The organism is Mesorhizobium sp. L103C105A0, from assembly GCF_000502215.1.
Classification (GTDB): domain Bacteria; phylum Pseudomonadota; class Alphaproteobacteria; order Rhizobiales; family Rhizobiaceae; genus Mesorhizobium.
This window is the reverse complement of sequence record NZ_AYXF01000001.1, coordinates 632,703-657,840: the sequence shown is the minus strand read 5'-3', so window position 1 is coordinate 657,840 and position 25,138 is coordinate 632,703. Positions and strand designations below refer to the sequence as shown.

Below are 25,138 nucleotides of genomic sequence, written 5' to 3'. Positions count from 1 at the left end.
CAGGGAATTTCATGGCATTGGCATCCGAGTTGACGAGTTCCCGCTGTAACGGGACGGCATGATGGATCGCGACAACAGAAACGCGCTGATTGCCGCAGCCTGGATCATGCTGCTGTTCGGCATCGCGGCGTTCTATCTGCCGACGGTGATGCTGGCTGTCGGCAATATCTCGACCGTACTTGCCGGCATCGTCGGCATCGCCTTCGTGCTGGCATTCTTTCTGGTGTTCTGGTTGCGGGGTCGCAGCCAGAACAAGGGCAAATAAGAGGCTTTGAAATGCGCATCCTGATTACTGGCGCCGCCGGCATGGTCGGCCGCAAACTTGTCGACCGGCTGGCCAAGGACGGCACGCTCAACGGCCGCAAGATCACCGGGCTCGACCTGCACGACATCGTGCCGCCGCAGGCGCCGGCGATGGATGGCATCAGCATCGCCACGCATACCGGCGACCTTGCCGACGCCGGTGCTGCCGAGAGCCTGGTCGCCTCACGCCCCGACGTCATGTTCCATCTCGCCGGCATCGTGTCGGGTGAGGCGGAAGCCAATTTCGATCTCGGCTACCGCGTCAATCTCGACGGCACACGGGCGCTGTTCGACGCCGTGCGGCTGGCGGGCTTTGCGCCGCGCCTCGTCTTCACCTCGTCTATCGCCGTGTTCGGCGCGCCGTTCCCGGATGTGATCCCGGACGATTTTCATCCTACGCCGCTAACCTCCTACGGCACGCAGAAGCAGATGAGCGAAGCGCTGCTGGCCGACTATTCCAGGCGCGGCTTCTTCGACGGCATCGGCATAAGGCTGCCGACCATTTGCGTGCGGCCCGGCAAGCCGAACAAGGCGGCGTCAGGGTTCTTCTCCGGCATCATCCGCGAGCCGCTGAGCGGCCATGAGGCGATCCTGCCAGTGCCGCGCTCGGTGCTGCACACCCATGCCAGCCCGCGCTCGGCGGTGAACTTCCTGATCCATGCCGCCGGGATCGACAGTGCCGCCGTCGGGCCACGCCGCAACCTCACCATGCCGGGCGTTGCCGTCACCGTCGGCGAGCAGATCGAGGCGCTGGAACGCATTGCGGGCACCAAGGTCGTGAAGCTGATCCGCGAACAGCCGGATGAGACCATCTGGGCGATCGTCAAGGGTTGGCCGACGCGCTTCGAGTCGCGCCGTGCAAGGGACTTCGGCTTCAGCGCCGAAAACAGTTTCGATGAAATCATCCGCGCTCATATCGAGGATGAACTGGGCGGAATGATCGCGGGTCAGGCCTGACCCGCCGAGGTCATACAGTTCCGGACAGGCACGCCGACAACAGCAACAGCCCGAACAGGAAGACGAACGCGGCGCCGCCGATTTCGACGACTGTGTGGATACGGTTGCCCATGCGGCCATCGCCGGCGAAATAGACCGCCCAGTTCTTGGCTGTCACCGCGATCGTCGCCAACGCCGAGACTGTGATGGCGGTGCCGATAGACATCGCCAGCACCGACAGCAGGCCGCCGAGCCACAGGCCGTTGAGCAGCGCGAAGCTGAGCACAATCAGCGCGCCGGAGCAGGGGCGGATGCCGACGGCGGCTACAGCCGACCAGGCCGTGCGCCAGTCGAAGCGATCGCCCGACAGCAGCGCCGGATCAGGCGCATGCGAATGGCCGCACGTGTCGCAGACCTCGCCGGCCGGTTGATCGTGAGCGGCGTGATTGTGATGAGCGTGGTCGTGATGGGAATGATCGTGTGTGTCGTGGTCGTGCGCAGCGTGATCGTGATGATCATGCGAATGGTCGTGATGCACATGCAAGGCATGCGAATGCGCATGCGCCGCGTGGCTGTGAGCGGCATGCGAATGGCCGCCATGGGAATGACCGGCGTGGGCTGCCGACAGGCTGTAGGCGGGCGCCTTGCCGAACCAGCGCAGGACCGTAGGCCCGAGCTTGCGCCACAGCAGCCAGGCGCCGAACAAAGTGACGAATACATAGCTCATGATCTCCATGAACCAGGCTGCGTCGGTCATCGAGATGGCGGTGCCGCGCAGGACGAAATAGGCAAGCAGCATCACCAGGATCGCGGTCAGGCCCTGCAGCAGCGCTGAGACGAAGGACAGCAGGATACCGCGCCTGAGCGCCACTTCATTGGCCACCATGTAGGACGAGATCACCGCCTTGCCGTGGCCGGGGCCGGCGGCGTGGAAAATGCCGTAGGCGAAGGACAGGCCGATCAGCAGCCACATCTTGCTGCCGTCCTCGCGCATTGCTTTCATCGCCGTGGCCAATGCGCGGTAGAATTCCTGCTGGCGCAGATTGATCCACATCAGGATGTGGGCGAACGGGCCGGTGGTGGGCGCCATGCCGTCATTGACACCGATGCCGAGTGAACTCTGGGCATGGGCCTGCCCGAGAAAGTGCGTCATCAGCAGGGCAGCGGCCACGAGGCCGAATGCCAAACGCAGGGACGTTTTCATCACCGGATCTATCCTTCTGGCGGGCAATTCAGTTCGAGCTTGGTGGCGAAGATCTTGCTCATGTCGGTGCCTGTCGGGTCGTTGAAGAACGCGTCCGTCAGGGTCTTCTGGTTTTCCTTGATCGCCTCGTCCGGGTCGGGCCGGATGACGCTCTTGGTGCAGTTCGAGGGCAGGCCTTCCACCGTGATGTTGCTATCCTCGGTGAAGTCGATCGCTGTGTAGAAGGTTGGATCGTAGACGCCGAAATCGATCTTGCCGGCGAGCTTGATCGGCACCTTGGGTTCGGATTCGAACAGGATGATCAACTGGTCGTTGTCGAAATTGGCCATCAGATGCGGTGGCGGCGTCATAGGCACGTCCTTGCCGTCGACGGTGACGAGCTGGAAATAGTTGAATTCGGCCAGCGAGGCATGAACGGTGTCGGCGACATCCTTCAGCTCCTTGTCGTCAAGCTTCAGGTCGGAGTTCTTGTCGAACTCCATCATCACCGTACTCGAAAACAGATCATCGAAACGCCAGAGGTGACGCAGCGCTTTCACACTTTGGTGATCCGGCGAGAGGATCACGTCGAGGCGGGCCTCGGCGAAGACATGAGGATGCGCGCCAGCCGCTCCGACGGAGGCAAAAGTCGTCGCCAGGGCCGAAGCCAGCATGATTGCGTGCCGTTTCAGATGCATTCTCGGTCGCTGTTCCATCGGCCTCGGAGAGATTTCGAGAGGTTACCAGAAACGGGGCGAAATTGGGACCGCGGCACGGCAGGACCGGCTCAAGCGCTCTCGCGGTTCTTGAACCATTGCACCAGGAAATCGACGAAGACACGGACCTTGGCCGGCAGATAGCGGCGGTGCGGGTAGACGGCGAAAATGCCGCTGCCCGACTGGATGCGGTCGTCGAGCAAGGACACCAGCAGCCCGGATGCGAGGTCGGGTGCGGCGATGAAATCCGGCAGGATGGTGAAGCCCAGACCGGACACGGCGGCGGCTCGCGCGGCCATCGGGCTGTTGACCTCGATCGGACCCGATACGTTGACACTGACAGACTCCTCGCCATCGCCCCTGAAGCGCCAGTTGGCGAGCGAGCGGCCATTGGTGTCGACGATGCAGGGCAAGTTGGCGAGATCCTGCGGGCGCGTCGGCTTGCCGTGCTTGGCGATCAGCTCCGGCGAGGCGCAAAGCTTGATCGAAAACGGCCCCAGGCGGCGGGCGATCAGCGATGAGTTCTCCAGCCGCGAGATGCGCACGGCAAGATCGAAACCTTCCTCGACCAGATCGACAAAGCGGTCGTCGAGATGGATGTCGAGCACGATGTCGGGATGCTGTTTGGCGAAGTCGATGAGCGACTGGCCTATCGGCGCGTCGGCGAAGGTGCGCGCCGCGGAGAGCTTGATCCTGCCGCGCACGTCGCCGGAGGATTCGCGCACGGCGTCGGCTAGGCTGTCGACCTCGCGCACGATTTCCGAAGCGCGGCTGTAATAGGTATGGCCGGCCTCAGTCAACGAGAACTGCCGCGTGGTGCGGTTGAGCAGCAGCGCGCCGAGTTCGTCCTCGAGTTCGCGCACATATTTCGACAGCAGCGCCTTGGAGCGACCGATCTTGCGCGCGGCCGCCGAAAAGCCTTCGGCCTCGACGACGTCGATGAAGGCGCGCATGCGGGTCAGTGTATCCATCATCAGGCCTTTCGTGCCGCATCGAGAATTCGCCGGCCGAGCCGTATCAGGGCAATGTCGCTGCCGGGAGGGCCGAGCAGCGAGAGGCCGAAAGGGGCACCGTCAACCGAGCCCAGCGGCAGGGTGATTTGCGGAAAGCCTGACAGACCCGAAAGGCACAAAAGATGCAAGGCCCTTTCGCGGTAGGCCTGGAGCTGCTGCGGCTCGCTTTTGACCAGAGGTGCGGGGCCTGGAACGGTGGGCAGGACAAGAAACCCGTCCTGGCCGAGCAGCGCGGCTAGCTCGGAGCGGAACGTCAGGCGGCGCACCGCCTCGGCCCGCGCGGTCTTTTCGTCGATCGTGCGGCCAAAACCAAAGCGCTCCTCGACGCCCGGCCCGAGATCGCGCTCGCCAGAAATGATCCAGGCGCCATGCTGCTGCCAGGCCTCGGCGGCCTGGAGGCGGCGAAAGCACCAGTAGAGCTCGTCGGGGAAGGAGGCGAAGCTGTACTCTTCCGGCGCCGGCTCACCGATAAGACTGGCGGCCAGCGCTCTCATCCTGGCATATTCGGCTGCCTCAGCGGGGCCGGCCACGAAAGCGTCCAGCCAGCGGATCGAAAGCGGCCGGGTGAGCGGATACGGATGCGGGTCGCGGCCGAGCAGCAATTTGCCGATCGTCTCATAGGTCTCGATGTCGTCGGCGAACCAGCCGAATGTGTCGAAGCTCGGCGCCAGCTTCATCGTGCCTTCGAGCGAAATGCGGCCATGCGTGGTGCGCAGCCCGATCAATCCGCAAAAGCTCGCCGGGGCGCGGATCGAGCCGCCGGTGTCCGAGCCGGTAGCGATATCGGCAAGCTTGCCGGCCACCGCCGCCGCCGAGCCTGACGAGGAACCGCCGGTGACGCGATCGGGAGCGGCCGGGTTCACCGGAAACGGAAAATGCGCGTTCTGGCCCATCAGCGAGAAAGCGAACTCGTCGGTCTGCGTCTTGCCGATGAAGCGCGCGCCGGCGTCGAGAATCATCTGCACGGCCGGTGCCGTGCTGGACGCGGCATGCGCCTCGTCGAACTTCACCGGATTGCCGCAACCGGTGCGGTAGCCGGCGACGTCGTAAATGTCCTTTACCGCCAGCCTGAGCCCGGCCAGCGGCCCCAGTTCCGCATTGGCGACCGGCATGCGGCGCAGGTCAAGAAAGGCGTTGAGCGGGCCGTGCGTGCCTGGCATCGTTCGATATCCGTATACAGGCCCAGCATTGTTCGATGCCGGAAATTTTACAACCTAGGATACGATTTTTATTGATTGTGAAATCTTTCGATCTTATATCGCGCTTGCCCAAAGTCGCACGTGCCTGTGGGTGTCCGCCGATCCTCGAATGGTGAGGGAAATCGGTAAGGTAACTGGAGCTAACCCCTCCAGTCGGTCTAGCGGCCAACCGCCAGCCCGAGGACACCTTGAAGCAACGACGGTGCGGGCCTTTCTGGTGTTCTGCCGGTCGTCCAAAGACCGGGGTTACTGAAGAGGCACACCTTCATTGCCGGCAGTGCGGACGGGTCTCCCATCCAAGCCAAGGCAGACAAAGCGAACCGAGGCCGGGCAAGGCCAAGGTTCACCGCCGCGAGACGGCGTTTCATGGTTCCGGGGTCTCCACCGGCTGGTTCCATGAACTTCCGTCCCGCCTTTGTTTGACCGCGCGTCGCGAGGCCGAGAGCCCGCGTCCGCAGCCTTATTGCGCGCCGCAAGGCGTTAATGGAGAGACCCCGATGGCCACTCAGCGCATCCTCGACTTCCTCGCCACCCGACGTCCGTCCGGCCCCTGCCTCGTCGTCGACCTCGATGTCGTGCGCGACAATTTTCGCGCCTTCGAAAAGGCGCTGCCCGATTCCCGGATCTACTATGCGGTGAAAGCAAATCCGGCGCCGGAAATCCTGCGCCTGCTTGCTGCGATGGGCTCATCCTTCGACACCGCTTCCGTTGCCGAGGTCGAGATGGCGATGGACGCCGGTGCGCCGGCGGACCGTATCTCCTTCGGCAACACCATCAAGAAGGAGCGTGACATTGCACGCGCCTACCAGCTCGGCATTCGGCTGTTTGCCGTCGATTGCGTCGAGGAAGTCGACAAGATCGCCCGCGTCGCTCCCGGCGCCCGCGTGTTCTGCCGCGTGCTGACCGACGGCGAAGGCGCCGAGTGGCCGCTGTCGCGCAAGTTCGGCTGCGTGCCGGCGATGGCCGTCGACGTGCTGCGCCATGCCAGGACGCTCGGCCTCGACGCCTATGGCGTGTCGTTCCATGTCGGCTCGCAGCAGACCGACCTGACGGCGTGGGACCGTGCGCTGGCCGACGCCAAGAAGGTGTTCGCCACGCTCGCCGATGAAGGCATCGTCCTCAAGATGGTCAATATGGGCGGCGGTTTCCCGACGCGCTATCTGCGTGACGTGCCGGCGGCCCAGGCCTATGGCCAGGCCATCTTCTCGGCGCTGCGCAAGCATTTCGGCAATGCGATCCCTGAGACCATCATCGAGCCGGGTCGCGGCATGGTCGGCAATGCCGGCGTCATCAAGTCGGAAGTCGTGCTGATCTCGAAGAAGGCCGAAAACGACAATGTGCGCTGGGTGTTCCTCGACATCGGCAAGTTCGGCGGTCTGGCCGAGACGATGGACGAGGCGATCCGCTATCCGATCGTCACCCGCCATGACGGTTCGGAGACCGCACCTTGCGTGCTCGCCGGCCCGACCTGCGATTCGGCCGACGTGATGTACGAGAAGACGCCGTATCCGCTGCCTCTGTCGCTGACCATCGGCGACGATGTGCTGATCGAAGGCACCGGCGCCTACACGACCACCTACTCGGCGGTCGCCTTCAACGGCTTCGAGCCTCTCCGATCCTACGTGATCTGACGGCTTCGGCCTTCAGATCACCCCAGGCGGACGTTTGCGTCCGCCCGGGTTCGCCTGTGGAACAAGCTCCGCTCGTGAAGGATCGCGGAAATGGACATTGTAAATTACATTGACGGTGCCGTGGGAATCTCCCCCCTCGAGGGGGAGATGGCAGGCAGGCCAGAGGGGGTCGTCTCGCGTGAAGCGCCGGCATCCCTCGTCCACGACGCGGTGTCGCGTCAGGTCGTGCCGACCCCCTCTGTCGCCTTCGGCGACATCTCCCCCTCGAGGGGGGAGAGTGCCCGCGCCATTGTTGTCGTCGCCGAAATTGCGGCAGACATTGCATCGCGTGAAGCGTTGCTCGATCGCGCCATGGGGCCGATGCGGCGCAAGAAATCGTCGGAGAAGCTGCGGCGTGGCCGCCGGCCTTCCGAAGGCCTCGCCTTCGTGGCGCGTGATGCGGCGGGCGCGGTGATCGGCACTGTGCGGCTGTGGGATGTAAGGCTGGGCGAGGGCGGCCCGGCGGCGCTCCTACTCGGGCCGCTCGCCGTCGATCCGGCGCTGAAGAACGCCGGCATCGGCTCAGCGCTGATGCGCCACGCTTTGGCCGAGGCCGCGCGTCTCGGCCATGCCGCGGTGCTGCTGGTCGGCGATGCGCCTTATTACGGTCGCTTCGGCTTTTCGGCGGAGAAGACCGGCGCGCTAGCCATGCCTGGTCCGTACGAGCGGCACCGCTTGCTGGCGTTGGAGCTGATCGAGGGTGCGCTCGACGGCGCGCATGGCACGCTGAGGGCTGCAGGTCGCAAGCTCAAGGCACAGAGGCTGTCGCTGGCCGCCTGATTGTCCAAAAACAAACGCCGCCGGTCCTTTGCATTTCAGCGAGGGCGGCGTTTTGTTTTTGCGAAGGGCTCAGCCGATCAGCTGGCTGAGCGCCATGGCGACCGACATATCGCCTTCGACCTTTATCTTGCCGGACATGAACGCCATGGTCGGATTGAGGTCGCCGGCGATCAGCGAATCCAGATCGTCGAGCGACAGCTTGATGGTGCAGTCGGTCGGCGCATCGGTGTTTGAGACGGTCGCGCCATCGATGACGATGACGCCGTCGGTGCCGGTGTCGAACTTCACGGAATGTTCGAACCCGGCGCTCGCCACGCGCGACCTCATCTTCTCGGCAATGTCCTGAACGCTCATGACTGTTCTCCTGGTCTCGTTGCGTTTTGCCGCGCTTCAGTGACCGGCCTCCGCCGAAGTCGCTGTCTCGCGCGTACCGCGATCCTGGTCGCTTGGCGCATATAGCTTCGAGTTGACGTAAACGTCAACGCGCGATGCGTCATCTCGTTTCAGTCGGAAGGAATGCGGCAGAGACATTCACCCTGCGATGAAGGTTAGTGTTCAGCAGCGGACTTCGCCGCCTCGGCCTGGGCCGATTCCGCCGGGGCCGGTTCGGTCGGCGTGGCCGGATCCTTGCGGCGGCGCATGGCGTTGTCGCGGATTTCGTCCTTGGTCAGGAAGTTGACCTGGTCGATCAGCACTTCATGCACCAGGTCGGCGCCGACGCGCGCGTTGACGGTGTCGCGTATGGCCTTGCGGAAGGCATCGAGATCGATGGTTTCCTTCTTGGTGAAGTCGATCTGAGGATTGGAGTAGAGATAGGAATAGACCTGATCGGTCATCAGGGCTTCGGCCGGAATCGACATCTTCTTTATCTCGGCCGGCTCGACCGTGTAGACGAGCTTGGTGAGGAAATAGCCGTCGATCTTGGAATCGCGGATCAGCGGCACCGAGATGATGTCGGTCTTGACGTAGTCGAGGCCACCCAGCATCGGTTTCGGCGTCTCGCCGACGCCGCGCTCACCGGCCGCCTGGAACGAATAGAACACGGCGCCCAGCGTGGCGGCGCAGATCCAGATCGCGGCGGCGATGAATTTGATCACCGGTTGTTCCCGCCTGGTGCCGAGATCATCAGCTCGCCCAACCGAATTCGCCGGCCGAATAGGTGCCGTCGGCTTCGGCGCGCTGAATGGCGTTCTTCAACAGCGTGGCGACTTCGTTGACCGCGTTGAGGTGGGCGAGGATTGCAGCCTCGTTTTTCGCGAGCTTCTGGCGCAGCCGCGCCAGACTGTCGCGATGCTGTTCCAGGAATTCGATCTCGTTGGCGCCCTTCATGGCGCGGGTCAGCTCATAGAGGTAGCGGCTCTTGCGGGCGTTGGAGGCCTTGAGGTCATAGCTGGTGTCGTTCTTCAAACCGGCCGTCTCTTCCTCGACCGCTTCCTCGATGCGGCCGATGATGGCGGCAAGGTTGCCCGGCCGTGCAAACGGGATCGGCGCTTCGGACGTACGCGCCGGCAGGTTGGAAGAGTATTTTGAAAAATCGGCCATTGAAAATCCTGGTCTAGATCTTGATTTCGGTTTTGATGGTCGTCTCGTCGCCGGTCATCGACCGTGCGGCCTTGCGCTGCAATTCCTCGACCAGCGAGGTGGACAGCCGGGTCTGCTGGTCGATCTCGGTCTTGTGCGGCCCGGTTGACACCGGGCCGATCGGCACGGTGCGCTTGCCGTCCTTGTAGTGGTCGGCGAGCAGCGATTTGGCGATGCCGATCCCGCCGCGCTCGGCCATGACGTCGGCGACACGCTCGGCAAGCTGCGATTTCCACATGTCGCCGGCCAGCCCCTTGCCGTAGACGCCCTCGGTGTCCTTGGGCAGCATGTTTTGGATGAAGGTCTGCAAGACCATCGCCTCGAACTTCTTGAACTTGCTGGCGGGATCGGCATTTGCGGCGGCCGTGTCGGCGGTAGCGCGCGACAGGATCGAGCCGGCATCGACCGAAGCAGCCATGTCGACAGAAAAATTACCGCCAACGCCGTTGGCCCGCTTGGCCAGCGCGGCACGGGCAGCCTCGATATCCGCCGGGTCGACGGCTCGGGCAACATCGAGAACGATGTCACTGGGTGGAGAAATCGCCAAGAAAGTCCGCCTCTTTGCCGGGTTTCCTGAGCGACCATGCCGCAACAAGCTTGTGGCAGGCTTGCCGGTTTGAAATCCTTCGCCGGATGCTGGGCCATTGCTATCAGCAGCGGCAAGTCCGGCTGGGTCGATGCGATCTGGTCGTTTGCGGTGGGCGCTGCCGGCGTCGCCATGGTCAGATCGTAGGTGGCGTAGGCGCAGAGGCCGAACACGGCGCCGTACACCCAATACAGCCCGCCGCACGGAACGAAACCGAACGCCGTCCGCAAGTGACGCGGCTTTAACTTTCGATTATTCCTGCCCGCGCTTCTGCGCGATCAGATCGAGCCGGTCGCGGTCGGAGCGTTCGCGTTCGTCCTGTCGGCGCACGTCCTTGTAGGCGCGCTCGACCATGTTGGTGCGCGCCGTCGCAGTGGCGATGAGCGTGACCTCCTGCCTGGCGCTTTCCAAGCTCGCTTCCTGCCGGACCAGCGCATTGGCGATGCGGCGATGGTAGAGGTCAGGGAACAGCACCGCCAGCGACTGATCGGCGTCGAAATGCTGGACAAGTTCCCTGGCTTCGGTCTCGGCGGTTGCGGCCGCCGCCAGGAAGGCCGCATGGCGCGTCTCGTGCAGGGCCTTCAGCTGCTCCTGCACCTTGACCAGTTTCTTCAGCCGTTCCTTGCGCGTGCTCATCTCACCTCGCCAGCGTCAGATCGACAAAGCCGTCGACGAACAGCGACAGCATGGTGCCGATGGCGAAGTAGAAGATGATCATGCCGCCGGCGATGACGAAAGGCAGCGAGATGAAGTAGACCGGAATCTGCGGCGTCAGCTTGTTGACGAAGCCGATGGTCAAATTGACGAGGATGGCATAGGCGATGAACGGGCTGCCGAGCCGGATGACCAGGAAAAAGGCGTCCGACACCGTGTCGGTGAGATCGACCAGTGCGGCCTGCGGGTTGAAGAAGACGTTGACCGGCGCCACCGTGTAGGAGGCGACCAGAGCGCGGATGATCTCGTGGTCGAAATCGAAGACGAAGAGCAGCAGCAACGCTGAAAACGAGATGATGGCGGCGAGGGCCGCCTGCGGCTCCGGCTCCTCGATGGCGGGGCCGCCGGTGCCACCATAGCCGATCAGCATGGCGATGGCCGAACCCATGAAGCGCAGCGCCTCCATGTAGAGCCTCGTCATCGCGCCGATCAGCCCGCCGACCAAAAGTTCGGAGATGATCATCGGCGCCAGCACCTGCGGACGCGCATCGACGAAGGGAAAGATCTTGTCCCACAGGAAGGCGAGCAGGCCACCGGTGGCGGCGATCGACGCGAACAGCCGGACCTGGATCGGCACGCGGGCGCTGGACAGGCCCGGCATCAGCATGAAGCAGGCGCCGATGCGACAGAAGGCGAGGAAGGCGGCGATGACGACGCCTTGCGACAGTATGTTCACGAGNCATGAAGCAGGCGCCGATGCGACAGAAGGCGAGGAAGGCGGCGATGACGACGCCTTGCGACAGTATGTTCACGAGATCGTCCCGAGCACCTTGATCTCGACGCCCTTGGCGATTTCGACATGGGAGAGAACGGGAAGCGTCGTGAACAGGCGCTCGATGATCATGCGCACATAGGGGCGAGCATCGGGCGCGGTGACGAGGACAAAACGCTCGCCGGCCTCGAGATGCTTGCGGATCGCCTTGGTCGCGTCCTGGCCGAATTCCTCCAGCTGGCGCGGGTCGATGTCGAATTCGCGCACCTCGCCCTTGGCGTCGCGCTTGAGGCTCTGGTGGAAGGCGAGGTCCCAGCGGTTGCCGAGCCGCAGCACCTTGAGCATGCCGCCCTCGGAGAGATCGCCGCAGATCTGCTGGGCCATGCGGATGCGGACATGCTCGACGATCTGCTCGGTGCGGCGCACATGCGGTGCGATCTCGGCGATAGCCTCGATGATCAAATGCAGGTTGCGGATCGATACGCGTTCGGCCAGCAGCAGTTTCAGCACCGCCTGCAGGCCGGGGTAGGAGATGTGCGAGGTGCATATCTCGTCGGCCAGCTTGCGGTATTCCGGATCCTGGCGCTCGAGCAGCGCCTTCATGTCCTTGTAGGACAGAAGCTGCGGCAGGTTGTTGCGGATCACCTCGGACAAATGGGTGAGCAGCACCGACATGTTGTCGGCAAAGGTATAGTTCTCGCGCTTCAGATCCTCGGCGAAGGTTTCCAGCACCGAGAAGGCGCGCATGCCGAAGGCCGGCTCGCGGATTTCCTCGCCGGGAACGTCGGGCAAATCCCGGTTGCCGAGCAGCACCATGATCTCGCCGACGCGCATCTGGTATTCGGCGACGACGGTGCCGTGGACCTTGATCTGATAACTCTTCGGCGGAATGCCGAAATCGTCGGCGACGCGCACTTCCGGCACAACGAAGCCGTATTGCGTGGCAAACTTCTTGCGCATCTTGGCCATGCGGAACACCAGTTCCTGATGCGACACCAGCAGCCGCGTCGACAGCTGCTTGCCGATCAGAAGCTCGATCTCGGCGGTGGTCAGCGAAGCCTTGACCGAGTTCTTCTCTTCCTCGACCTTGTTCGCCTTCTCCAGATCCTTGATCGCTTCGGCGGCGGCAGCCTCGCGGTTGGCGCGCATCGGGATGACGTAGCCAAGGCCGGCCATGCCGGCGGCTAGCGTGAAGAACGGGAAGAACGGCAGGCCGGGCATCAGGCCGAGCAGGACGAGCAGCGAGGCCGCGACATAGAGCGCGCGCGGATGCGCGCCGAGCTGGCCGAACACCGCCTGGTTGGTCGAGCCGCGTGTGCCGCCCTTGGACACAAGCAGGCCGGCGGCGAGCGAAACGATCAGCGCCGGGATCTGGGTGACCAGGCCGTCGCCGACCGACAGTTTGATGAAGACATCGGCGGCTTCGCCCATGCCCATGCCGTGCCTGATATAGCCGATGGCGATGCCGCCGACGATGTTGATTGCGGTGATGATGAGGCCGGCAATGGCATCGCCGCGCACGAATTTCGAGGCGCCGTCCATCGAGCCGAAGAAGGAGGATTCCTCTTCCAGCTCGCGGCGGCGCAGTTGCGCTGTCTTATCGTCGATCATGCCGGCGGACAGGTCGGCGTCAATCGACATCTGCTTGCCGGGGATGGCGTCGAGGGTGAAGCGGGCGCCGACTTCGGCAATACGGGTGGCGCCCTTGGTGATGACGATGAAGTTGACCACAATCAGGATCATGAAGACGATCAGGCCGATGACGAAATCGCTGGCCATCACCAGTTTGGAGAAGCCGGCGATGACATAGCCGGCGGCGTGCGTGCCCTCATTGCCATGCGACAGGATCATGCGCGTGGTGGCGATGTTGAGCGACAGCCGCAACATGGTGGCGATGAGCAGCACGGTCGGGAAGGACGAGAAATCGAGCGGCCGCTGGATCCACAGCGCCACCATCAGGATCAGCACCGACAATGCGATCGAGAAGGCGAGGCCGATGTCGATGAGGAAGGCCGGGATCGGGAGGAACAGCACGGCCAGGATGATGACGATGCCGATGGCGAAGAAGACATCGCGGCCGTTCTTGGCCACTGTTCCTGTCGCTAAGCTTTCGCTGACCGCCATGTCGTCCCCAATCACAAGCCTGCCGAGCACGCGACAGTCGTTCGAGCCTAACCGGTCAAGCTTGCGCGAGGTGGGAGGACTGGTTACCTGCCAGGACGACAGAGGCCTTGAGGAGAGAGATCATGCTGGTGATCATCGGCACCATTCGCCTGCCGGCGGAACGGCTCGACGAGGCAAGGCCGGCCATGCGGCGCATGATACTGGGCAGCCGGGCGGAGCCCGGCTGCATCGAATACTCCTACGCGCAGGACGTGCTCGACGTCGGGCTCATCCATGTAACCGAGGTGTGGAGCGACAGGGCCGCGCTCGACGCGCATTTCCGCTCGCCTCACATCGCCGATTGGCGGGCGAGTTGGGCATCGCTCGGCATAGGCGAGCGCAACCTCATGCTCTATGAGGCCGGCGAGCCGAAGCCGATCTGAGGACCGGGCACAGTCAAGAAGGCGTAGGCCCAAGAAAGTCTAGCAGGCGTTGAGCTGTCTGCAGGACCATCCGCCGCCATCGGTATCGTGGCAGTCTTCATAGCTGCCGTAGCAGGTGTTCGTCGAATTGCGATACCAAGGGTAGCCGCCAGGACAGCAAACATCTTGTTGTGCAGTCTGGATAAATTCCTTTGCCGGCCGGCTTTGGCTTTCCGGATTGCCTCCCGCCAAAAAAAGAGACATCGGGTGTGACACAACAGACCTAACCGGCATATCCATGCTTGAATTGCTCACCGCAGACGAGCTCAAAAAAATCATGCCAACAGCCAATGAAAAAAATCCCCGCGCACTCATCTTCTCCTCCTTGAGGGAAATAGAGACGGGCAAAAATAACACAGCTGCGTCGATTGCGTAAGCGATCGCTCATATACCTCGACACGCTCGCGGGGAATTGAAGCGGGGCGGCAAGCCTGACTGCGCCTCAGCGCCAGAATGGCGCCGCAAGCAGCCGGCATTATGTCGGCGTGCTGATCGTCGCCGAACTGCACAGCGATCCGTCCGATGGTGAGACGCCGGTGCTGGCGCCGGCCAAATTCCGGCATGCGGTGCTGGTGCCGACCATGAACGTCCAGTCCACCGCCGAAACCTCCAGCGCGCCGTCGCCGAGGAACTGGCGGTGGTCGAGAATTTCGACAACCGGGCCGTTGTCGGCTTTTGACCGAGGGCCATCTGATGCGACGCTACGCCGAGGACTCGACAATGCGCGGCGCGACCTGTCGGGCGAAGACTAGGCCTCGGCCGGCATCTTAAATGTCCCTACTCGGCGCTTGCCACGTGTACAGTGTCACTGTACAAATTGTTCAGTGGGAGAAAAAGACGGGATGAGCACCGACCAGGCTCCGGTCAAGAATGGCGTCGCCTCGACGGCGACGCATGCCCATCAGATGCTGGGCCAGCGGCTGAAGAGCCTGCGTCTCGGCCGGCGGCTTTCGCTGCGCGAACTCGCCGAGCTGACCGGGACCAGCGCCAGCTTCATCAGCCAGCTCGAGCGCGGCCTGACCGGCGCCAGCACCGCCTCGCTCAACCAGATGGCCTCGGCGCTTGGGGTGAGCGTGGCGATGCTGTTCGAGGATAGTGCCGCCGGGCAGCGCGGGGTCTTGCTGCGCAGCGAGCGGCCGAGCCTGCCGCCCAGCGACGGCTGCCGCAAGATGCTGCTCTCGCGTCCCCCTTTAAGCGACATGGAAGTCTATGTCGGCGAGTTCGAAATCGGCGGCTCGACCGGCCCAGCGCTCTACACCCATGGCGACGCGCACGAGATGCTCGTCGTGCTGCGCGGCATCGTCGAGGTTTCGCTCGGCGATGTCAGGCATGTGCTGGAAGAGGGCGACAGCATCGAATACGCGACATCGACAGCACATCGCTCAGAGAACATCGGCAGTGGCCGAGCCGAGGTGATGTGGATCATTGCGCCACCGACTTCGGTGCGCGCCGAACTCGATCAATACAGGGCCTGGAAACCGCTCGCAGCCAGGTAGGTTCAATCCATGCGGGTCAAATGGGAGAACAATAATCATGCTGAAAACAAGACATCTTGGCCTTGGCGCCGTGCTGGCGCTCGGCGTTCTGGCAACCGCAGCGTTCGCGCAGGAAAAGCCTGTCGCGGGTGAGGTCAAGGAAGGCTCGCTCAAGGGCAAGACGCTGACGCTCGTCTCCTATGGCGGCATCTACCAGGACGGCCAGGCCGCCGCGCTCAAGGAGTTCGTCGAAAAGTCCGGCGCCACGCTGCTCAATGACGGGCCGACAGAGATCGCCAAGCTGCAGGCGCAGGTCGAATCCGGCAACGTCACCTGGGACGTCGTCGACACCGCCGACCTGCCGCCTTACGTCTATTGCGGCAAGCTGTTCCAGAAGCTTGATTTCAGCAAGCTTGACGTCTCCAAGGTGCCCGAGGGCCAGGTCGGCGAATGCTCGGTGCCGGCCATGAACTACGGCGTCGTGCTGATGTACAACAAGGAGAAGTATGGGGATAACCCGCCCAAGAACTGGGCCGATTTCTTCGACACGGCAAAATTCCCCGGCACGCGCGCGCTCGACGGTTCGGGCGACCCGACGGGCGGCCTGCTGGAGCAGGCGTTGAAGGCGTCTGGCGGCGACCCGAAGGCGATGACGGCGGCCGACATCGACAAGGCCATCGATGTCATCCGCAAGCTCGGTCCCGACACGATCTATTGGAAGACCGGCGCTGAGTCGCAGCAGCTTGCCGAATCTGGCGAAGCCGACATGCTGATGATGTGGACCGGACGTGCCATGACGGCGGTGAAGAACGGCGCCAAATATGCGCCGGCCTGGCAGGACTGGCTGGTGGTGATGGACCAGATGACCATTCCGGTCGGCGTCAAGGATACGGATGCGGCTTATGCGCTGCTCAATGCCTATCTCGGCAAGGGGGCGCAGGAGATCCTGGCGCAGCAGACCTCCTATACGCCGATCAACAATGACGCGCAGCCCAAGGTCGATGCGTCGGTCGCCGCCTTCCTGACCAACACGCCCGAGCGCCAGAAGCAGGGTTACAAGCAGAACATCAAGTTCTGGGTCGAGAACTTCCCGGTGGCGCAGGAGAAGTGGTCGGCGCTGATGGCAGGCAACTGAACAGCCAAGTGAGAGCCAGGCCGTGAGCGCGTCCGAACCCATCGCCCAACCCGCCGCCCATGCGCGGCCGGGTCGGGCATGGCGGCCGTTCGCGCTCACGGCGCCGGCGCTCATCCTGCTTGTCGCGGTGATCGGCTACCCACTGCTCACCATCGTACTGCGCAGCCTGTCGGAACCTGAGTGGGGGCTGCGGAACTATGCCTGGTTCTTCGGCGCGCCGGTCAACCTGACAGTGCTGCAGCGGACTTTCGTCATTTCGGCCTGGGTGACGCTGGTCTGCGTCATCGCGGCCTATCCCTATGCCTATCTGATGACCGCGGTCGGGCCGCGCGTCCGGCTGGTGCTTGTGCTTTGCGTGCTGATCCCGTTCTGGGTGAGTGGTGTGGTGCGAACGCTGTCATGGGTGATCCTGCTGCAGGATTCGGGCGTCATCAATTCGTTGCTGCGCTCGGTCGGGTTCGACGGCGTCAAGCTGATCCGCACCCAGACCGGCGTGGTCATCGGCATGGCGCAGGTGCTGTTGCCGTTCATGATCCTGCCGCTCTATTCCGTGATGCAAGGTATCGACCTCAGGCTGATGCGTGCGGCGCAAAGCCTCGGTGCGCGGCCGTCGCGCGCGTTCTTCACCGTCTATCTGCCGCTGTCGCTGCCCGGCGTCTATGCCGGCGCGATCATCGTCTTCATCCTGTCGCTCGGCTTCTACATCACGCCGGCTTTGCTCGGCGGCCCGCGCTCGACCATGCTGTCGACGCTGGTGCAGACGCAGGTGCTCAGCCTGCTGCAATGGGGCAGGGGCGGCGCCATGGGCGTCGTTCTGCTGGTCACCACCTTCGTGCTGCTGGCGCTGGCAGCACCCGTGATGCGGTCCAGTCATCGGGAAGCGGGGCGGCGCTGATGGAGATGAAGCCGCTCACCCGCGTTCTTCTCGGGCTCGTCTGCCTGCTGGTGGCGATATGGCTGGTGGCGCCGACGCTGGTCGTGGTGCCGATGTCGTTCAACGAAAACAAATCGCTGGCGTTTCCGCCGCAAGGCTTTTCCTGGCAGTGGTACCAGAATTTCGCCACCAATCCGGACTGGTCGAACAGCTTCCTGAACTCGCTGAAAGTCGCCTCCATCGTTGCCGTCCTGGCAACGGTGCTCGGCACGCTTGCCGCCTTCGGCCTCGACCGCATGAAGGCGCGGCCGGCGAACCTTTTGCGTATGCTGATGCTGACGCCGATGGTGGTGCCGGGCGTGGTGCTGGCGATCGGCATCTATGCCGTCTATCTCGACACGCAGCTCGTCGGGACGCTGCTCGGCTTCGTGCTGGCCCACACCATCCTTGCGCTGCCCTTCGTGCTGATCGCGGTCTCGGCCAGTCTCGAAGTGTTCGACCGCCGGCTGGAGACAGCCGCCGCGAGCCTGGGCGCCAGCGCACTGACCACGTTTCGCACGGTGACGCTGCCGCTGATCGCGCCGGGCGTGCTCTCAGGCCTGCTGTTCGCTTTCGCCACCTCGTTCGACGAGATTGTCGTGTCGCTGTTCATCACGAACCCCTATCTCAAGACATTGCCGGTGCAGATTTTTGCCTCGATCACGCGCGACGCCGATCCGACGGTGGCGGCTGTCGGCACGATCCTGCTTTTCGCGACCACGATCCTGATCGGCGGCGGCATGCTCCTTCTTGGCCGCGAGCGGAAAGGACGCCAATGAATCCGAAGCCGACAAGCAAGGGCGCGGCGATCGATCTCGAAGCGATCAGCAAGGCCTATGGCGGCTTCAAGGCGCTGGACGGCGTGTCGCTGCGCATCGAGCCCGGCGAGTTCATGACGCTGCTCGGCCCCAGCGGCTCGGGCAAGACGACGACGCTCAACGTGATTGCCGGTTTCACCGATGTCACCAGCGGCAAGCTTCTGGTCGGGGAAAAAAGCGTCGTCGGCGTGCCGGCGCACAAGCGCAACATCGGCGTCGTCTTCCAGCATTACGCGCTGTTCCCGCATATGAGCGTCGGCCGCAACGTCGCCTATCCGCTGACGCTTCGCGGCGTCGACCAGGCGACGAGGCAGACACGCGTGGCAAGGGCGCTCGACATGGTCAAGATGGGCGATTTCGCGCATCGCTATCCCAGCGAATTGTCGGGCGGCCAGCAGCAGCGCGTGGCGTTGGCACGCGCCATCGTCTTCGACCCGCCGCTGCTCCTGATGGACGAGCCGCTCGGCGCGCTCGACAAGAAGCTGCGCGAATGGCTTCAGCTCGAGATAAAGCGCATCCATCGCGAACTCGGCACCACCTTCGTCTATGTCACGCACGATCAGGAAGAGGCGCTGGTGCTGTCGGACCGCATCGCCGTGTTCAACCGCGGGCGCATCGAGCAGGTCGGCACCGGCCGCCAGCTCTATGACGAGCCGGCAACGCTGTTCGTCGGCCGCTTCATCGGCGATTCCACCGTGCTGCGCGGCAAGGCGCGCAGCGATGGCAACAGCACCGCGCTGAGCATCGCCGGCGAGACGGTGACGGTACCGCGTAAGCTGTCGGGAGAAGCCAGTCCGGTGATGCTGCTGCGTCCCGAAAAGCTCGCGATCCGAAGAGCCGGCCAAAGTGCTGCCAATGGCGCCAACCGCCTGTCGGGGACGATCGCGGAAGCCATCTATCTCGGCTCGGAATCGAAATACGAAGTTAAGCTCGCCGACGGCTCGGCCGCGATCGTGCGCTCACCACTGACCGGCGAGAGTTTTGGCCTCGGCGACAAGGTCGAGCTCTGCTTCGACGGCACCGACGCCAAGCTGCTGGCGGACGACGCAAGCGCCGACACCACACTCACCTGATTCCATCTGGCCTGATCCCATCTGGCCTGATCCCATCTGAAAGTCATTCCATGCAAGCCAAGCGCAACGGCGACATATCGTTCTGGTATGCGGATCTGGGGGCGGTTCCCGTTCCGCGCCCGCCCTTGCCTGGAAACATCGAGGCCGATGTCGCCATTGTCGGCGCCGGCTATACCGGCCTGTGGACCGCCTACTATCTGAAAAAGGCGAAGCCATCGCTGCGCGTCGTGATCGTCGAGCGCGAATTTGCCGGCTTCGGCGCTTCGGGGCGCAATGGCGGCTGGCTGTCGGGCGGCTTCAGCTGGTCGCGCGAAAAATATCTCAAGACATCGAGCCGGCAAGGCGTGATGGCGATGCAGGCTGCGATGGCAGGCTGCGTTGACGAAGTGATCCGGGTCGCGACCGAGGAAGGCATCGACGCCGACATTCGCCGCGTCGACAACCTGACGGTGGCCACCAACGCAGCGCAGTTGGAGCGCGTGCGCGAAGAATGCGAGACGATCCGTTCCTGGGATGTCGACCCGAACCGCGTCGAGATGCTGAACGCCGCCTCAACGCGCACGCGCATCAACATCCGTAACGTCATGGGCGGCTTCGTCGTCCATGGCCAGGCGCGGGTGCAGCCGGCCAAGCTGGTGCGTGGGCTTGCCGATGCCGTCGAGCGGCTGGGCGTGCCGATCTATGAGAAGACGACGGTGACAAGCATCGCCAAGGGCAGCGTGACAACAGACCGCGGTACGGTGCAGGCGGAGACGATCATCCGCGCGACCGAGGGTTTTACATCAGGCATCCCCGGCGAGGAGCGGACCTGGCTGGCGCTCAACAGCGCGCAGATCGTGACTGAGCCGCTGCCCGCCGACCTGTGGCGCGACATCGGTTGGGAAGGGCACGAACTGCTCGGCAATGCGGCGCATGCCTATTGCTATGCCCAGCGCACGCGTGAGGGACGCATCACGATGGGCGGACGCGGCGTGCCTTATCGCTACGGCTCGCGCACCGACGTCAACGGCCAGACGCAGCAGGCCACGATCGACCAGCTGCACACGATCCTGACGACGCTCTTGCCGCAGACCAAGGGATGCCGCATCGATCACGCCTGGTGCGGCGTGCTCGGCGTGCCGCGCGACTGGTGCACCACGGTCGGCCTCGATCCCGCGACCCGCATCGGCTGGGCCGGCGGCTATGTCGGCCTCGGCGTGTCCAGCTCCAACCTTTCGGGGCGCACGCTGGCTGACCTTGTTCTCGGGGCAAACACCGAGCTGACGAAGCTGCCCTGGGTCAACCGCAAGGTCAGGCCATGGGAACCGGAGCCCTTCCGCTGGCTGGGCGTGCATTCGATGTACCAGCTTTATCGCATTGCCGATGGCCGCGAGGCGGCAGGGCTTGCGCGCACCTCGAAGCTGGCCGCGTTGGCCGACAGCATCACCGGCCACTAAAGCCATTTGTTCTCACGCAATTCCGGGGCAGACCCCTTTCCTGGAATTGCTCTTATCCATGGAGCTAGACTTGATCGATCTTTCGACCTTCCACGATCTCGCCAAGGCCGAGATCGGCGCGTTCTCTCCTAAGCCAAGCTCGATTGAAGGCGATCAGGTCGAGGCCGTGCGCTCGTTCTTTCAATCGCCTGACGGGACTGTCGATGTCGGCATCTGGGAATGCACGCCCGGCCGCTTCACCGCCGATCGTTCGGACTCGTCGGAGATCTGCCACATCATTTCGGGGCGCGTGGAACTGAGCCGCATCGATGGCGAGGTGCGGGAACTCGGTCCGGGCGATCTCCTCGTCCTGCCGCAGGGCTGGAAGGGCGAGTGGCTGATACGCGAGACCACGCGCAAGCTCTACATGATCCAGAGCGCCGGCTGACCGGCGCTACGGCTATGGCGAGCTCAGTGATCGATCGGCCCCTTCGGCGAGACCAGCGCGGTGCCGGCGGTCGTCGGGCGCTCGATCAGGCGGCGCACGCGCGGCGGTTCGTCGCCGCTGTGCAGCGCCCGCACCCGCTCGCCGACGACGGCGTCGGCATGGGTGGCGCGCCGGTTGTGGCGGATGTATTCCAGCCAGGTCGGCGTGTGGTAGTGTTCGATCCAGACTGCGGGATTTTCTAGGTCCCGAGCCAGCGTCCAGTTGCGGGCGCCGTCGCGGCGGCGGATGCGCCCGCGCTCGGCCATGGTGGCGAGGAATTCGGGCACATCTTCGTCGCGGATAATGTACTCTATCATGATGGCGATGGGGCCGCTGCGCGGCTTCAGGTCGAGGCCGAGATGCGGCTCCTTGAAGCGGTTGAGCGGGTCGAGGTTGAGAGTCGTCTGCTGCGGCAGCGGCAGGAACAGGCCGATGGCGCCGCCAACAAGCATCGCGATGGCCGCCGCAATCAGCGCGGTTTCGGCGCCATGCGCATCGGCAACGACGCCCCAGATCCAGCTGCCCAGCGCAATGCCGCCGAAGGTCGCCGTCTGGTAGACCGACAGCACCCGGCCGACGACCCAGCGCGGCGTCGACATCTGCACCGTGACGTTGAAATGCGACAGCGCGATCACCCAGCAGGCGCCGCCGATGAGCAAACCCGCCGCAGTCTGCCAGGCATTGAGGCTGATGGCGGCATTGAAGGCGCAGACGGCAAAGCCGGCGAAGGCCATCCGCACCATCGTCTCGCTGGACAGCAATTGTCTGAGACGCACGCTTATCAGCGCGCCGCCGACGGCGCCGATGCCGAAGGCGCCGAGCATGATGCCGTAGGTCAAGGCATCGCCCTTGACGACGTCGCGCGCCACCAGCGGCAGCAGCGCCAAAACCGCGCCGGCGCTGAAGCCGAAGGCGAAGCCCCTGACCAGCACCTTGCCGATGTTGGGCGACATGGCGACATAGCGCAGGCCGGCGCCCATGGCGGCGCCCAGCGTCTCGCGCGGCAGCGTCGAGACCGGCAGCTCCGGCTTCCAGCGGAAGAGCACGATGATAAGACCTATATAGCTCAGCGCATTGGCGGCGAACGCAGCAGCCGCACCAGCGGCGGCAACGATGATGCCGCCGATCGCCGGGCCGACGCTGCGTGTCAGGTTGAAGCCCAGTGAATTGAGTGCAACCGCGGCCGGCAGCTTGTTGCGCGGCACCATGTCGCCGACCGATGCCTGCCAGGACGGGTTGTTGAGCGCCGTGCCGCTGTCGATCAGGAAGGTGAAGGCAAGCAGCGTCCACGGCGTCATCCAGCCGTTCCAGGTGAACAGCGTTAGAAGTGCAGAGACGACCAGCATGAAGATTTGGGCGATCAGCATCACCTTGCGCCGGTTGAAGCTGTCGGCGATGGCGCCGGCGACGAGTGCAAACAGCATGATCGGCAGAGTGGCCGAGGCCTGGACCAGCGCCACCTGATAGGGCGACGTGGCGATGGTGGTCATCATCCAGGCGGCGCCGACGCCCTGGATCAGGCCACCGAAATTCGACACCAGACTGGCCGACCAGACGGCGCGGAAGATGCCGTGCCGGAACGGCGCCAGCGCCGAAACGCGTTCGCTGTCCGGCTCGTCATCGATCATCAGACCTGTCCCACCTTAACGTGCTGGTTTCGTCCGCCGGGACGACAATCATGGCATCCGTTTGAAATAGAGCACGACATCCAAAAGGGCGAACGCGTCTTCGAAAAAGATCATGATCCAACAACAGGATAGCAAGGCGAAAATACGTCAGCCGGGAAGGGTTCGCTACCCAGAGCGATGTTCTCATTGGTCCACTGCTCGGGCTGTCGGCCGCGCGCGAAGTCAGCTTCTGTCCCGGGCAGCGGTATGCAAGGCTTCGGTCAGCGTGCCTGTCGTCTCGCCGCCGGCGTGAAGGCGCAGGAAAAGCTCCATGCCGACAAGCCGCAGCCTGGACGGTTGCTCGCGCCGGGCCAACTGGACCATGTCCTCCAAATTGGCGGCGGGCCATTTCAAGGCATCGCGCAGGAAACCGCCGCGTAGCAAAGTCTCCGTGCCGGCCGAAAATTGCGACGACATCTCGAAGCCGATCTTGCGCGCATGGACGTTCTGGCGCGGAATATGCTTTTCAGCGACCTTTCGCAAAAGCCATTTTCCTGTCTTGTCGCGGTATTTCTGCCGCCTCGGCAAATGGATGGCGAAGTCGATCAGGCGGTTTTCCAGGAACGGGACCCGCAGTTCCACGGACGCCGCCATGCTCAGCCGGTCGTGCCGGTGCAGGATGTCCTGCAGATGCGAATAGAGGTCGTAGAGGCAACTACCGAGAAAGGCGCGATCGGCGGGCGGCGTCACCGGCTCCAGCCGGTCGAAGATCTCGGTTTGCAGGAAATTCAGCTCCGGCGACAAAGCACGCAGGACCATGCTGCGATCCATTTGTGAGTGGCTTCCAGCCGAGACCTTGTAGGGGGCATGACGCTGTTGCTCGAATCTCCGGTCGAGCGAGCGCTTCGAATGGACCAGGAGCCGGGGCCACGACCAGGAACGCCACTTCTTCATGCTCAAGGCCTGCAATGGGTAGCCGCCAAACAATTCGTCTGCGCCTTCGCCGGTGAGCAGCACCTTGACGCCATCGGCCCGGCATTGTTCAGCAAGCGCCAGCAGCGCGACATGGCTGGCGTGCCAGCCATCGCTTTCAAGATGCCAGATTACCCTTGGCCAAAGTTCGAAAAACCGGTTCCTGTCGACCTGCACCCGGCGCAAGGGCACGCCCACATGGCGGCCGGTGCGTTCGGCGTCTTCGGCAAGATCGCACAGGCCTATTTCCAGCGTTATGNAAACCGGTTCCTGTCGACCTGCACCCGGCGCAAGGGCACGCCCACATGGCGGCCGGTGCGTTCGGCGTCTTCGGCCTCGCTGTGACCGAGCTGCGGGTCGACGACATAACCATGGACTTCCGGCCTGAACCGCTTTGCCAGCGCCGTTATCAGGCCGGAATCGACACCGCTGCTGCAGGCGGTGGCAACGCTGGTATCGGCGATGCAGTGAAGTCCGACGCTGTCCTTGAGCAACGCCTCGAGCGTCGCCATCTGTTCAGCATCAGCGGATGCATCGCCGGTAATGCGCGCGGTCTCCAGCACGTCCAGCACATGCCAGAAGCGGCGCTTCTCGATAACGCCATCGGTGATCTTCCACAGGCCGGCGGGCGGCAGGCGCTCGATGCGGTCGAACAGGCTGTAGCTGGAATCGCGGCTCTGCCAGGCAAGCCGCAAGGTGATCTCGCGGCTGTCGATGTCGCGCGGAAAACCGTCGCAGGCGAGGATCGCCTTGTCCTCCGAGGCGAACAGGATTCGCTCCGGCGTGTCGGCCACCGACATCGGCTTGATTCCAAGACGGTCACGCGCAAGCCACAGCGCACTGTTGCGAGCGTCGAAATAGGCGAAGGAAAACATGCCGTCGAACAGCGGCACGGCTTTTTCGGGACCCCAGTGATGCAAGGCTTCGAGAACCACTTCGGCATCGCAGATGGTTCGAAAGACGACGCCTTGGGCCTGCAGCGTTTCGCGCAACGAGCGGTAATTGTAGACCTCGCCATTGTAGACGAGAACGCCATCGCCGGAAGAAGTCAGCATCGGCTCACGGGCGGCGGGCGAGGGATCGATGATGGTAAGTCGGCGGTGACCGAGCGCCAGCCGATTGTTGTGCCAGCTGTCATGATCGTCGGGGCCGCGATGTACCAGCGCCTGCATCATGCTGGCGACATCCGACAGGTCGTTGGCGTCGATCGGGTTTCGTTTGCGCCAGACGCCGGCTATTCCGCACATGGCCTGCCGGTGAGTTCT

28 protein-coding genes are annotated in these 25,138 nt (G+C 63.6%); 13 read left to right on the top strand and 15 right to left on the bottom strand.

The features are described from left to right. Positions 1-58 precede the first annotated feature (58 nt). Entirely contained in the window at positions 59-265 is a 207-nt protein-coding gene (locus X727_RS161345) for a hypothetical protein (RefSeq protein ID WP_023671929.1), read from the top strand. Positions 266-276: 11 nt separating this feature from the next. Further along, entirely contained in the window at positions 277-1,260 is a 984-nt protein-coding gene (gene denD, locus X727_RS161350; protein ID WP_023671928.1) for a D-erythronate dehydrogenase, read from the top strand. A gap of 10 nt (positions 1,261-1,270) precedes the next feature. On the opposite strand, the gene X727_RS161355 is transcribed toward denD, so the two are convergent. The 4 genes from X727_RS161355 to X727_RS161370 form a co-directional block, all read right to left on the bottom strand. Beyond that, positions 1,271-2,455 carry a nickel/cobalt transporter gene (locus X727_RS161355; protein WP_023671927.1) on the bottom strand — a complete coding sequence of 395 codons (1,185 nt, stop codon included), beginning with the start codon at positions 2,453-2,455 and terminating at the stop codon, positions 1,271-1,273. Then, entirely contained in the window at positions 2,452-3,120 is a 669-nt protein-coding gene (locus tag X727_RS161360) for a DUF1007 family protein (protein WP_023671926.1), read from the bottom strand. Before X727_RS161360 ends, X727_RS161355 begins: the two co-directional genes overlap by 4 nt. An 89-nt stretch (positions 3,121-3,209) precedes the next feature. Then, entirely contained in the window at positions 3,210-4,109 is a 900-nt protein-coding gene (locus X727_RS161365) for a LysR family transcriptional regulator (protein ID WP_023671925.1), read from the bottom strand. 2 nt (positions 4,110-4,111) lie between these two features. Beyond that, positions 4,112-5,311 (bottom strand): amidase, encoded by a 1,200-nt coding sequence (locus tag X727_RS161370; protein ID WP_023740970.1) that lies wholly within the window; start codon positions 5,309-5,311, stop codon positions 4,112-4,114. A gap of 536 nt (positions 5,312-5,847) precedes the next feature. Between X727_RS161370 and odc2 the strand changes: the two genes are divergently transcribed. Together odc2 and X727_RS161380 are read left to right on the top strand one after the other, a co-directional pair. Next, a complete protein-coding gene (gene odc2, locus X727_RS161375) occupies positions 5,848-6,981 on the top strand; it encodes an ornithine/lysine decarboxylase (RefSeq protein WP_023671923.1) in 1,134 nt (377 codons plus the stop codon). 147 nt (positions 6,982-7,128) lie between these two features. Further along, entirely contained in the window at positions 7,129-7,800 is a 672-nt protein-coding gene (locus tag X727_RS161380; protein WP_023833562.1) for an N-acetyltransferase, read from the top strand. Positions 7,801-7,869: 69 nt separating this feature from the next. Here X727_RS161380 and X727_RS161385 read toward each other — a convergent pair whose 3' ends face one another. The 7 genes from X727_RS161385 to flhA all read right to left on the bottom strand — a co-directional run bounded on the left by X727_RS161385 (position 7,870) and on the right by flhA (position 13,517). After that, positions 7,870-8,154, bottom strand: coding sequence for an SCP2 sterol-binding domain-containing protein (locus X727_RS161385; protein ID WP_023714024.1), 285 nt, complete (start codon positions 8,152-8,154; stop codon positions 7,870-7,872). 194 nt (positions 8,155-8,348) lie between these two features. Then, entirely contained in the window at positions 8,349-8,897 is a 549-nt protein-coding gene (locus X727_RS161390) for a hypothetical protein (RefSeq protein ID WP_023714023.1), read from the bottom strand. A gap of 28 nt (positions 8,898-8,925) precedes the next feature. Then, entirely contained in the window at positions 8,926-9,342 is a 417-nt protein-coding gene (locus X727_RS161395; RefSeq protein WP_023671919.1) for a hypothetical protein, read from the bottom strand. A 13-nt stretch (positions 9,343-9,355) separates the two neighbouring features. Continuing rightward, a complete protein-coding gene (locus tag X727_RS161400) occupies positions 9,356-9,928 on the bottom strand; it encodes a rod-binding protein (protein ID WP_023703994.1) in 573 nt (190 codons plus the stop codon). A gap of 291 nt (positions 9,929-10,219) precedes the next feature. Further along, complete coding sequence (locus tag X727_RS161405) at positions 10,220-10,603, bottom strand: hypothetical protein (RefSeq protein ID WP_023740974.1); 384 nt, start codon at positions 10,601-10,603, stop codon at positions 10,220-10,222. A gap of 1 nt (position 10,604) precedes the next feature. Continuing rightward, positions 10,605-11,357 (bottom strand): flagellar biosynthetic protein FliR, encoded by a 753-nt coding sequence (gene fliR / locus X727_RS161410; protein ID WP_023686374.1) that lies wholly within the window; start codon positions 11,355-11,357, stop codon positions 10,605-10,607. 72 nt (positions 11,358-11,429) lie between these two features. After that, positions 11,430-13,517 carry a flagellar biosynthesis protein FlhA gene (gene flhA / locus X727_RS161415; protein ID WP_023671908.1) on the bottom strand — a complete coding sequence of 696 codons (2,088 nt, stop codon included), beginning with the start codon at positions 13,515-13,517 and terminating at the stop codon, positions 11,430-11,432. A gap of 122 nt (positions 13,518-13,639) precedes the next feature. On the opposite strand from flhA, the gene X727_RS161420 reads away from it, so the two are divergent. After that, a complete protein-coding gene (locus X727_RS161420; RefSeq protein WP_023817284.1) occupies positions 13,640-13,939 on the top strand; it encodes a putative quinol monooxygenase in 300 nt (99 codons plus the stop codon). 39 nt (positions 13,940-13,978) lie between these two features. Here the strand turns inward: X727_RS161420 and X727_RS1000000167710 are convergent, their stop codons facing one another. Beyond that, positions 13,979-14,293, bottom strand: a complete 315-nt coding sequence (locus X727_RS1000000167710) for a hypothetical protein (protein ID WP_155923513.1) — start codon at positions 14,291-14,293, stop codon at positions 13,979-13,981. A gap of 170 nt (positions 14,294-14,463) precedes the next feature. On the opposite strand from X727_RS1000000167710, the gene X727_RS161425 reads away from it, so the two are divergent. From X727_RS161425 to X727_RS161460, 8 genes are all read left to right on the top strand, one after another. Next, positions 14,464-14,730 (top strand): hypothetical protein, encoded by a 267-nt coding sequence (locus tag X727_RS161425; protein WP_023744218.1) that lies wholly within the window; start codon positions 14,464-14,466, stop codon positions 14,728-14,730. Positions 14,731-14,820: 90 nt separating this feature from the next. Then, on the top strand, positions 14,821-15,474 hold the full coding sequence (locus tag X727_RS161430) for an XRE family transcriptional regulator (RefSeq protein ID WP_027049833.1): 654 nt from the start codon (positions 14,821-14,823) through the stop codon (positions 15,472-15,474). A 37-nt stretch (positions 15,475-15,511) separates the two neighbouring features. Continuing rightward, positions 15,512-16,588 carry an extracellular solute-binding protein gene (locus X727_RS161435; protein WP_023728389.1) on the top strand — a complete coding sequence of 359 codons (1,077 nt, stop codon included), beginning with the start codon at positions 15,512-15,514 and terminating at the stop codon, positions 16,586-16,588. 22 nt (positions 16,589-16,610) lie between these two features. Continuing rightward, entirely contained in the window at positions 16,611-17,483 is an 873-nt protein-coding gene (locus X727_RS161440; protein ID WP_023744219.1) for an ABC transporter permease, read from the top strand. After that, on the top strand, positions 17,483-18,280 hold the full coding sequence (locus X727_RS161445) for an ABC transporter permease (RefSeq protein ID WP_023744220.1): 798 nt from the start codon (positions 17,483-17,485) through the stop codon (positions 18,278-18,280). Before X727_RS161440 ends, X727_RS161445 begins: the two co-directional genes overlap by 1 nt. Further along, complete coding sequence (locus X727_RS161450; protein ID WP_023744221.1) at positions 18,277-19,392, top strand: ABC transporter ATP-binding protein; 1,116 nt, start codon at positions 18,277-18,279, stop codon at positions 19,390-19,392. The genes X727_RS161445 and X727_RS161450 overlap by 4 nt, the downstream gene beginning before the upstream one ends. 50 nt (positions 19,393-19,442) lie before the next feature. Continuing rightward, positions 19,443-20,828 carry an FAD-binding oxidoreductase gene (locus X727_RS161455; protein ID WP_023744222.1) on the top strand — a complete coding sequence of 462 codons (1,386 nt, stop codon included), beginning with the start codon at positions 19,443-19,445 and terminating at the stop codon, positions 20,826-20,828. A gap of 58 nt (positions 20,829-20,886) precedes the next feature. After that, complete coding sequence (locus X727_RS161460; protein ID WP_081725355.1) at positions 20,887-21,255, top strand: cupin domain-containing protein; 369 nt, start codon at positions 20,887-20,889, stop codon at positions 21,253-21,255. Between the two features lie 23 nt (positions 21,256-21,278). Here X727_RS161460 and X727_RS161465 read toward each other — a convergent pair whose 3' ends face one another. From X727_RS161465 to X727_RS1000000169525, 3 genes are all read right to left on the bottom strand, one after another. After that, positions 21,279-22,922, bottom strand: a complete 1,644-nt coding sequence (locus tag X727_RS161465) for an MFS transporter (protein ID WP_023744223.1) — start codon at positions 22,920-22,922, stop codon at positions 21,279-21,281. A gap of 222 nt (positions 22,923-23,144) precedes the next feature. Next, complete coding sequence (locus X727_RS1000000169530; RefSeq protein ID WP_280805917.1) at positions 23,145-24,113, bottom strand: asparagine synthase C-terminal domain-containing protein; 969 nt, start codon at positions 24,111-24,113, stop codon at positions 23,145-23,147. A gap of 14 nt (positions 24,114-24,127) precedes the next feature. Continuing rightward, positions 24,128-25,120: an asparagine synthetase B gene (locus X727_RS1000000169525; RefSeq protein WP_023833560.1), complete on the bottom strand. Its 993-nt coding sequence runs from the start codon at positions 25,118-25,120 to the stop codon at positions 24,128-24,130. Positions 25,121-25,138 lie beyond the last annotated feature (18 nt).

Coding starts and splice junctions, on each gene's coding strand:
- X727_RS161460 (WP_081725355.1), top strand. CDS start 20,887: ATGGAGCTAGACTTGATCGATCTTTCGACCTTCCACGATCTCGCCAAG.
- X727_RS161420 (WP_023817284.1), top strand. CDS start 13,640: ATGCTGGTGATCATCGGCACCATTCGCCTGCCGGCGGAACGGCTCGAC.
- X727_RS161360 (WP_023671926.1), bottom strand. CDS start 3,120: ATGCATCTGAAACGGCACGCAATCATGCTGGCTTCGGCCCTGGCGACG.
- denD (WP_023671928.1), top strand. CDS start 277: ATGCGCATCCTGATTACTGGCGCCGCCGGCATGGTCGGCCGCAAACTT.
- X727_RS161405 (WP_023740974.1), bottom strand. CDS start 10,603: ATGAGCACGCGCAAGGAACGGCTGAAGAAACTGGTCAAGGTGCAGGAG.
- X727_RS161465 (WP_023744223.1), bottom strand. CDS start 22,922: ATGATCGATGACGAGCCGGACAGCGAACGCGTTTCGGCGCTGGCGCCG.
- flhA (WP_023671908.1), bottom strand. CDS start 13,517: ATGGCGGTCAGCGAAAGCTTAGCGACAGGAACAGTGGCCAAGAACGGC.
- X727_RS161385 (WP_023714024.1), bottom strand. CDS start 8,154: ATGAGCGTTCAGGACATTGCCGAGAAGATGAGGTCGCGCGTGGCGAGC.
- X727_RS161380 (WP_023833562.1), top strand. CDS start 7,129: ATGGCAGGCAGGCCAGAGGGGGTCGTCTCGCGTGAAGCGCCGGCATCC.
- X727_RS161365 (WP_023671925.1), bottom strand. CDS start 4,109: ATGGATACACTGACCCGCATGCGCGCCTTCATCGACGTCGTCGAGGCC.
- X727_RS161430 (WP_027049833.1), top strand. CDS start 14,821: ATGAGCACCGACCAGGCTCCGGTCAAGAATGGCGTCGCCTCGACGGCG.
- X727_RS161345 (WP_023671929.1), top strand. CDS start 59: ATGATGGATCGCGACAACAGAAACGCGCTGATTGCCGCAGCCTGGATC.
- X727_RS1000000167710 (WP_155923513.1), bottom strand. CDS start 14,293: ATGAGTGCGCGGGGATTTTTTTCATTGGCTGTTGGCATGATTTTTTTG.
- X727_RS161445 (WP_023744220.1), top strand. CDS start 17,483: ATGGAGATGAAGCCGCTCACCCGCGTTCTTCTCGGGCTCGTCTGCCTG.
- X727_RS161370 (WP_023740970.1), bottom strand. CDS start 5,311: ATGCCAGGCACGCACGGCCCGCTCAACGCCTTTCTTGACCTGCGCCGC.
- odc2 (WP_023671923.1), top strand. CDS start 5,848: ATGGCCACTCAGCGCATCCTCGACTTCCTCGCCACCCGACGTCCGTCC.
- X727_RS161450 (WP_023744221.1), top strand. CDS start 18,277: ATGAATCCGAAGCCGACAAGCAAGGGCGCGGCGATCGATCTCGAAGCG.
- X727_RS161455 (WP_023744222.1), top strand. CDS start 19,443: ATGCAAGCCAAGCGCAACGGCGACATATCGTTCTGGTATGCGGATCTG.
- X727_RS161435 (WP_023728389.1), top strand. CDS start 15,512: ATGCTGAAAACAAGACATCTTGGCCTTGGCGCCGTGCTGGCGCTCGGC.
- X727_RS161395 (WP_023671919.1), bottom strand. CDS start 9,342: ATGGCCGATTTTTCAAAATACTCTTCCAACCTGCCGGCGCGTACGTCC.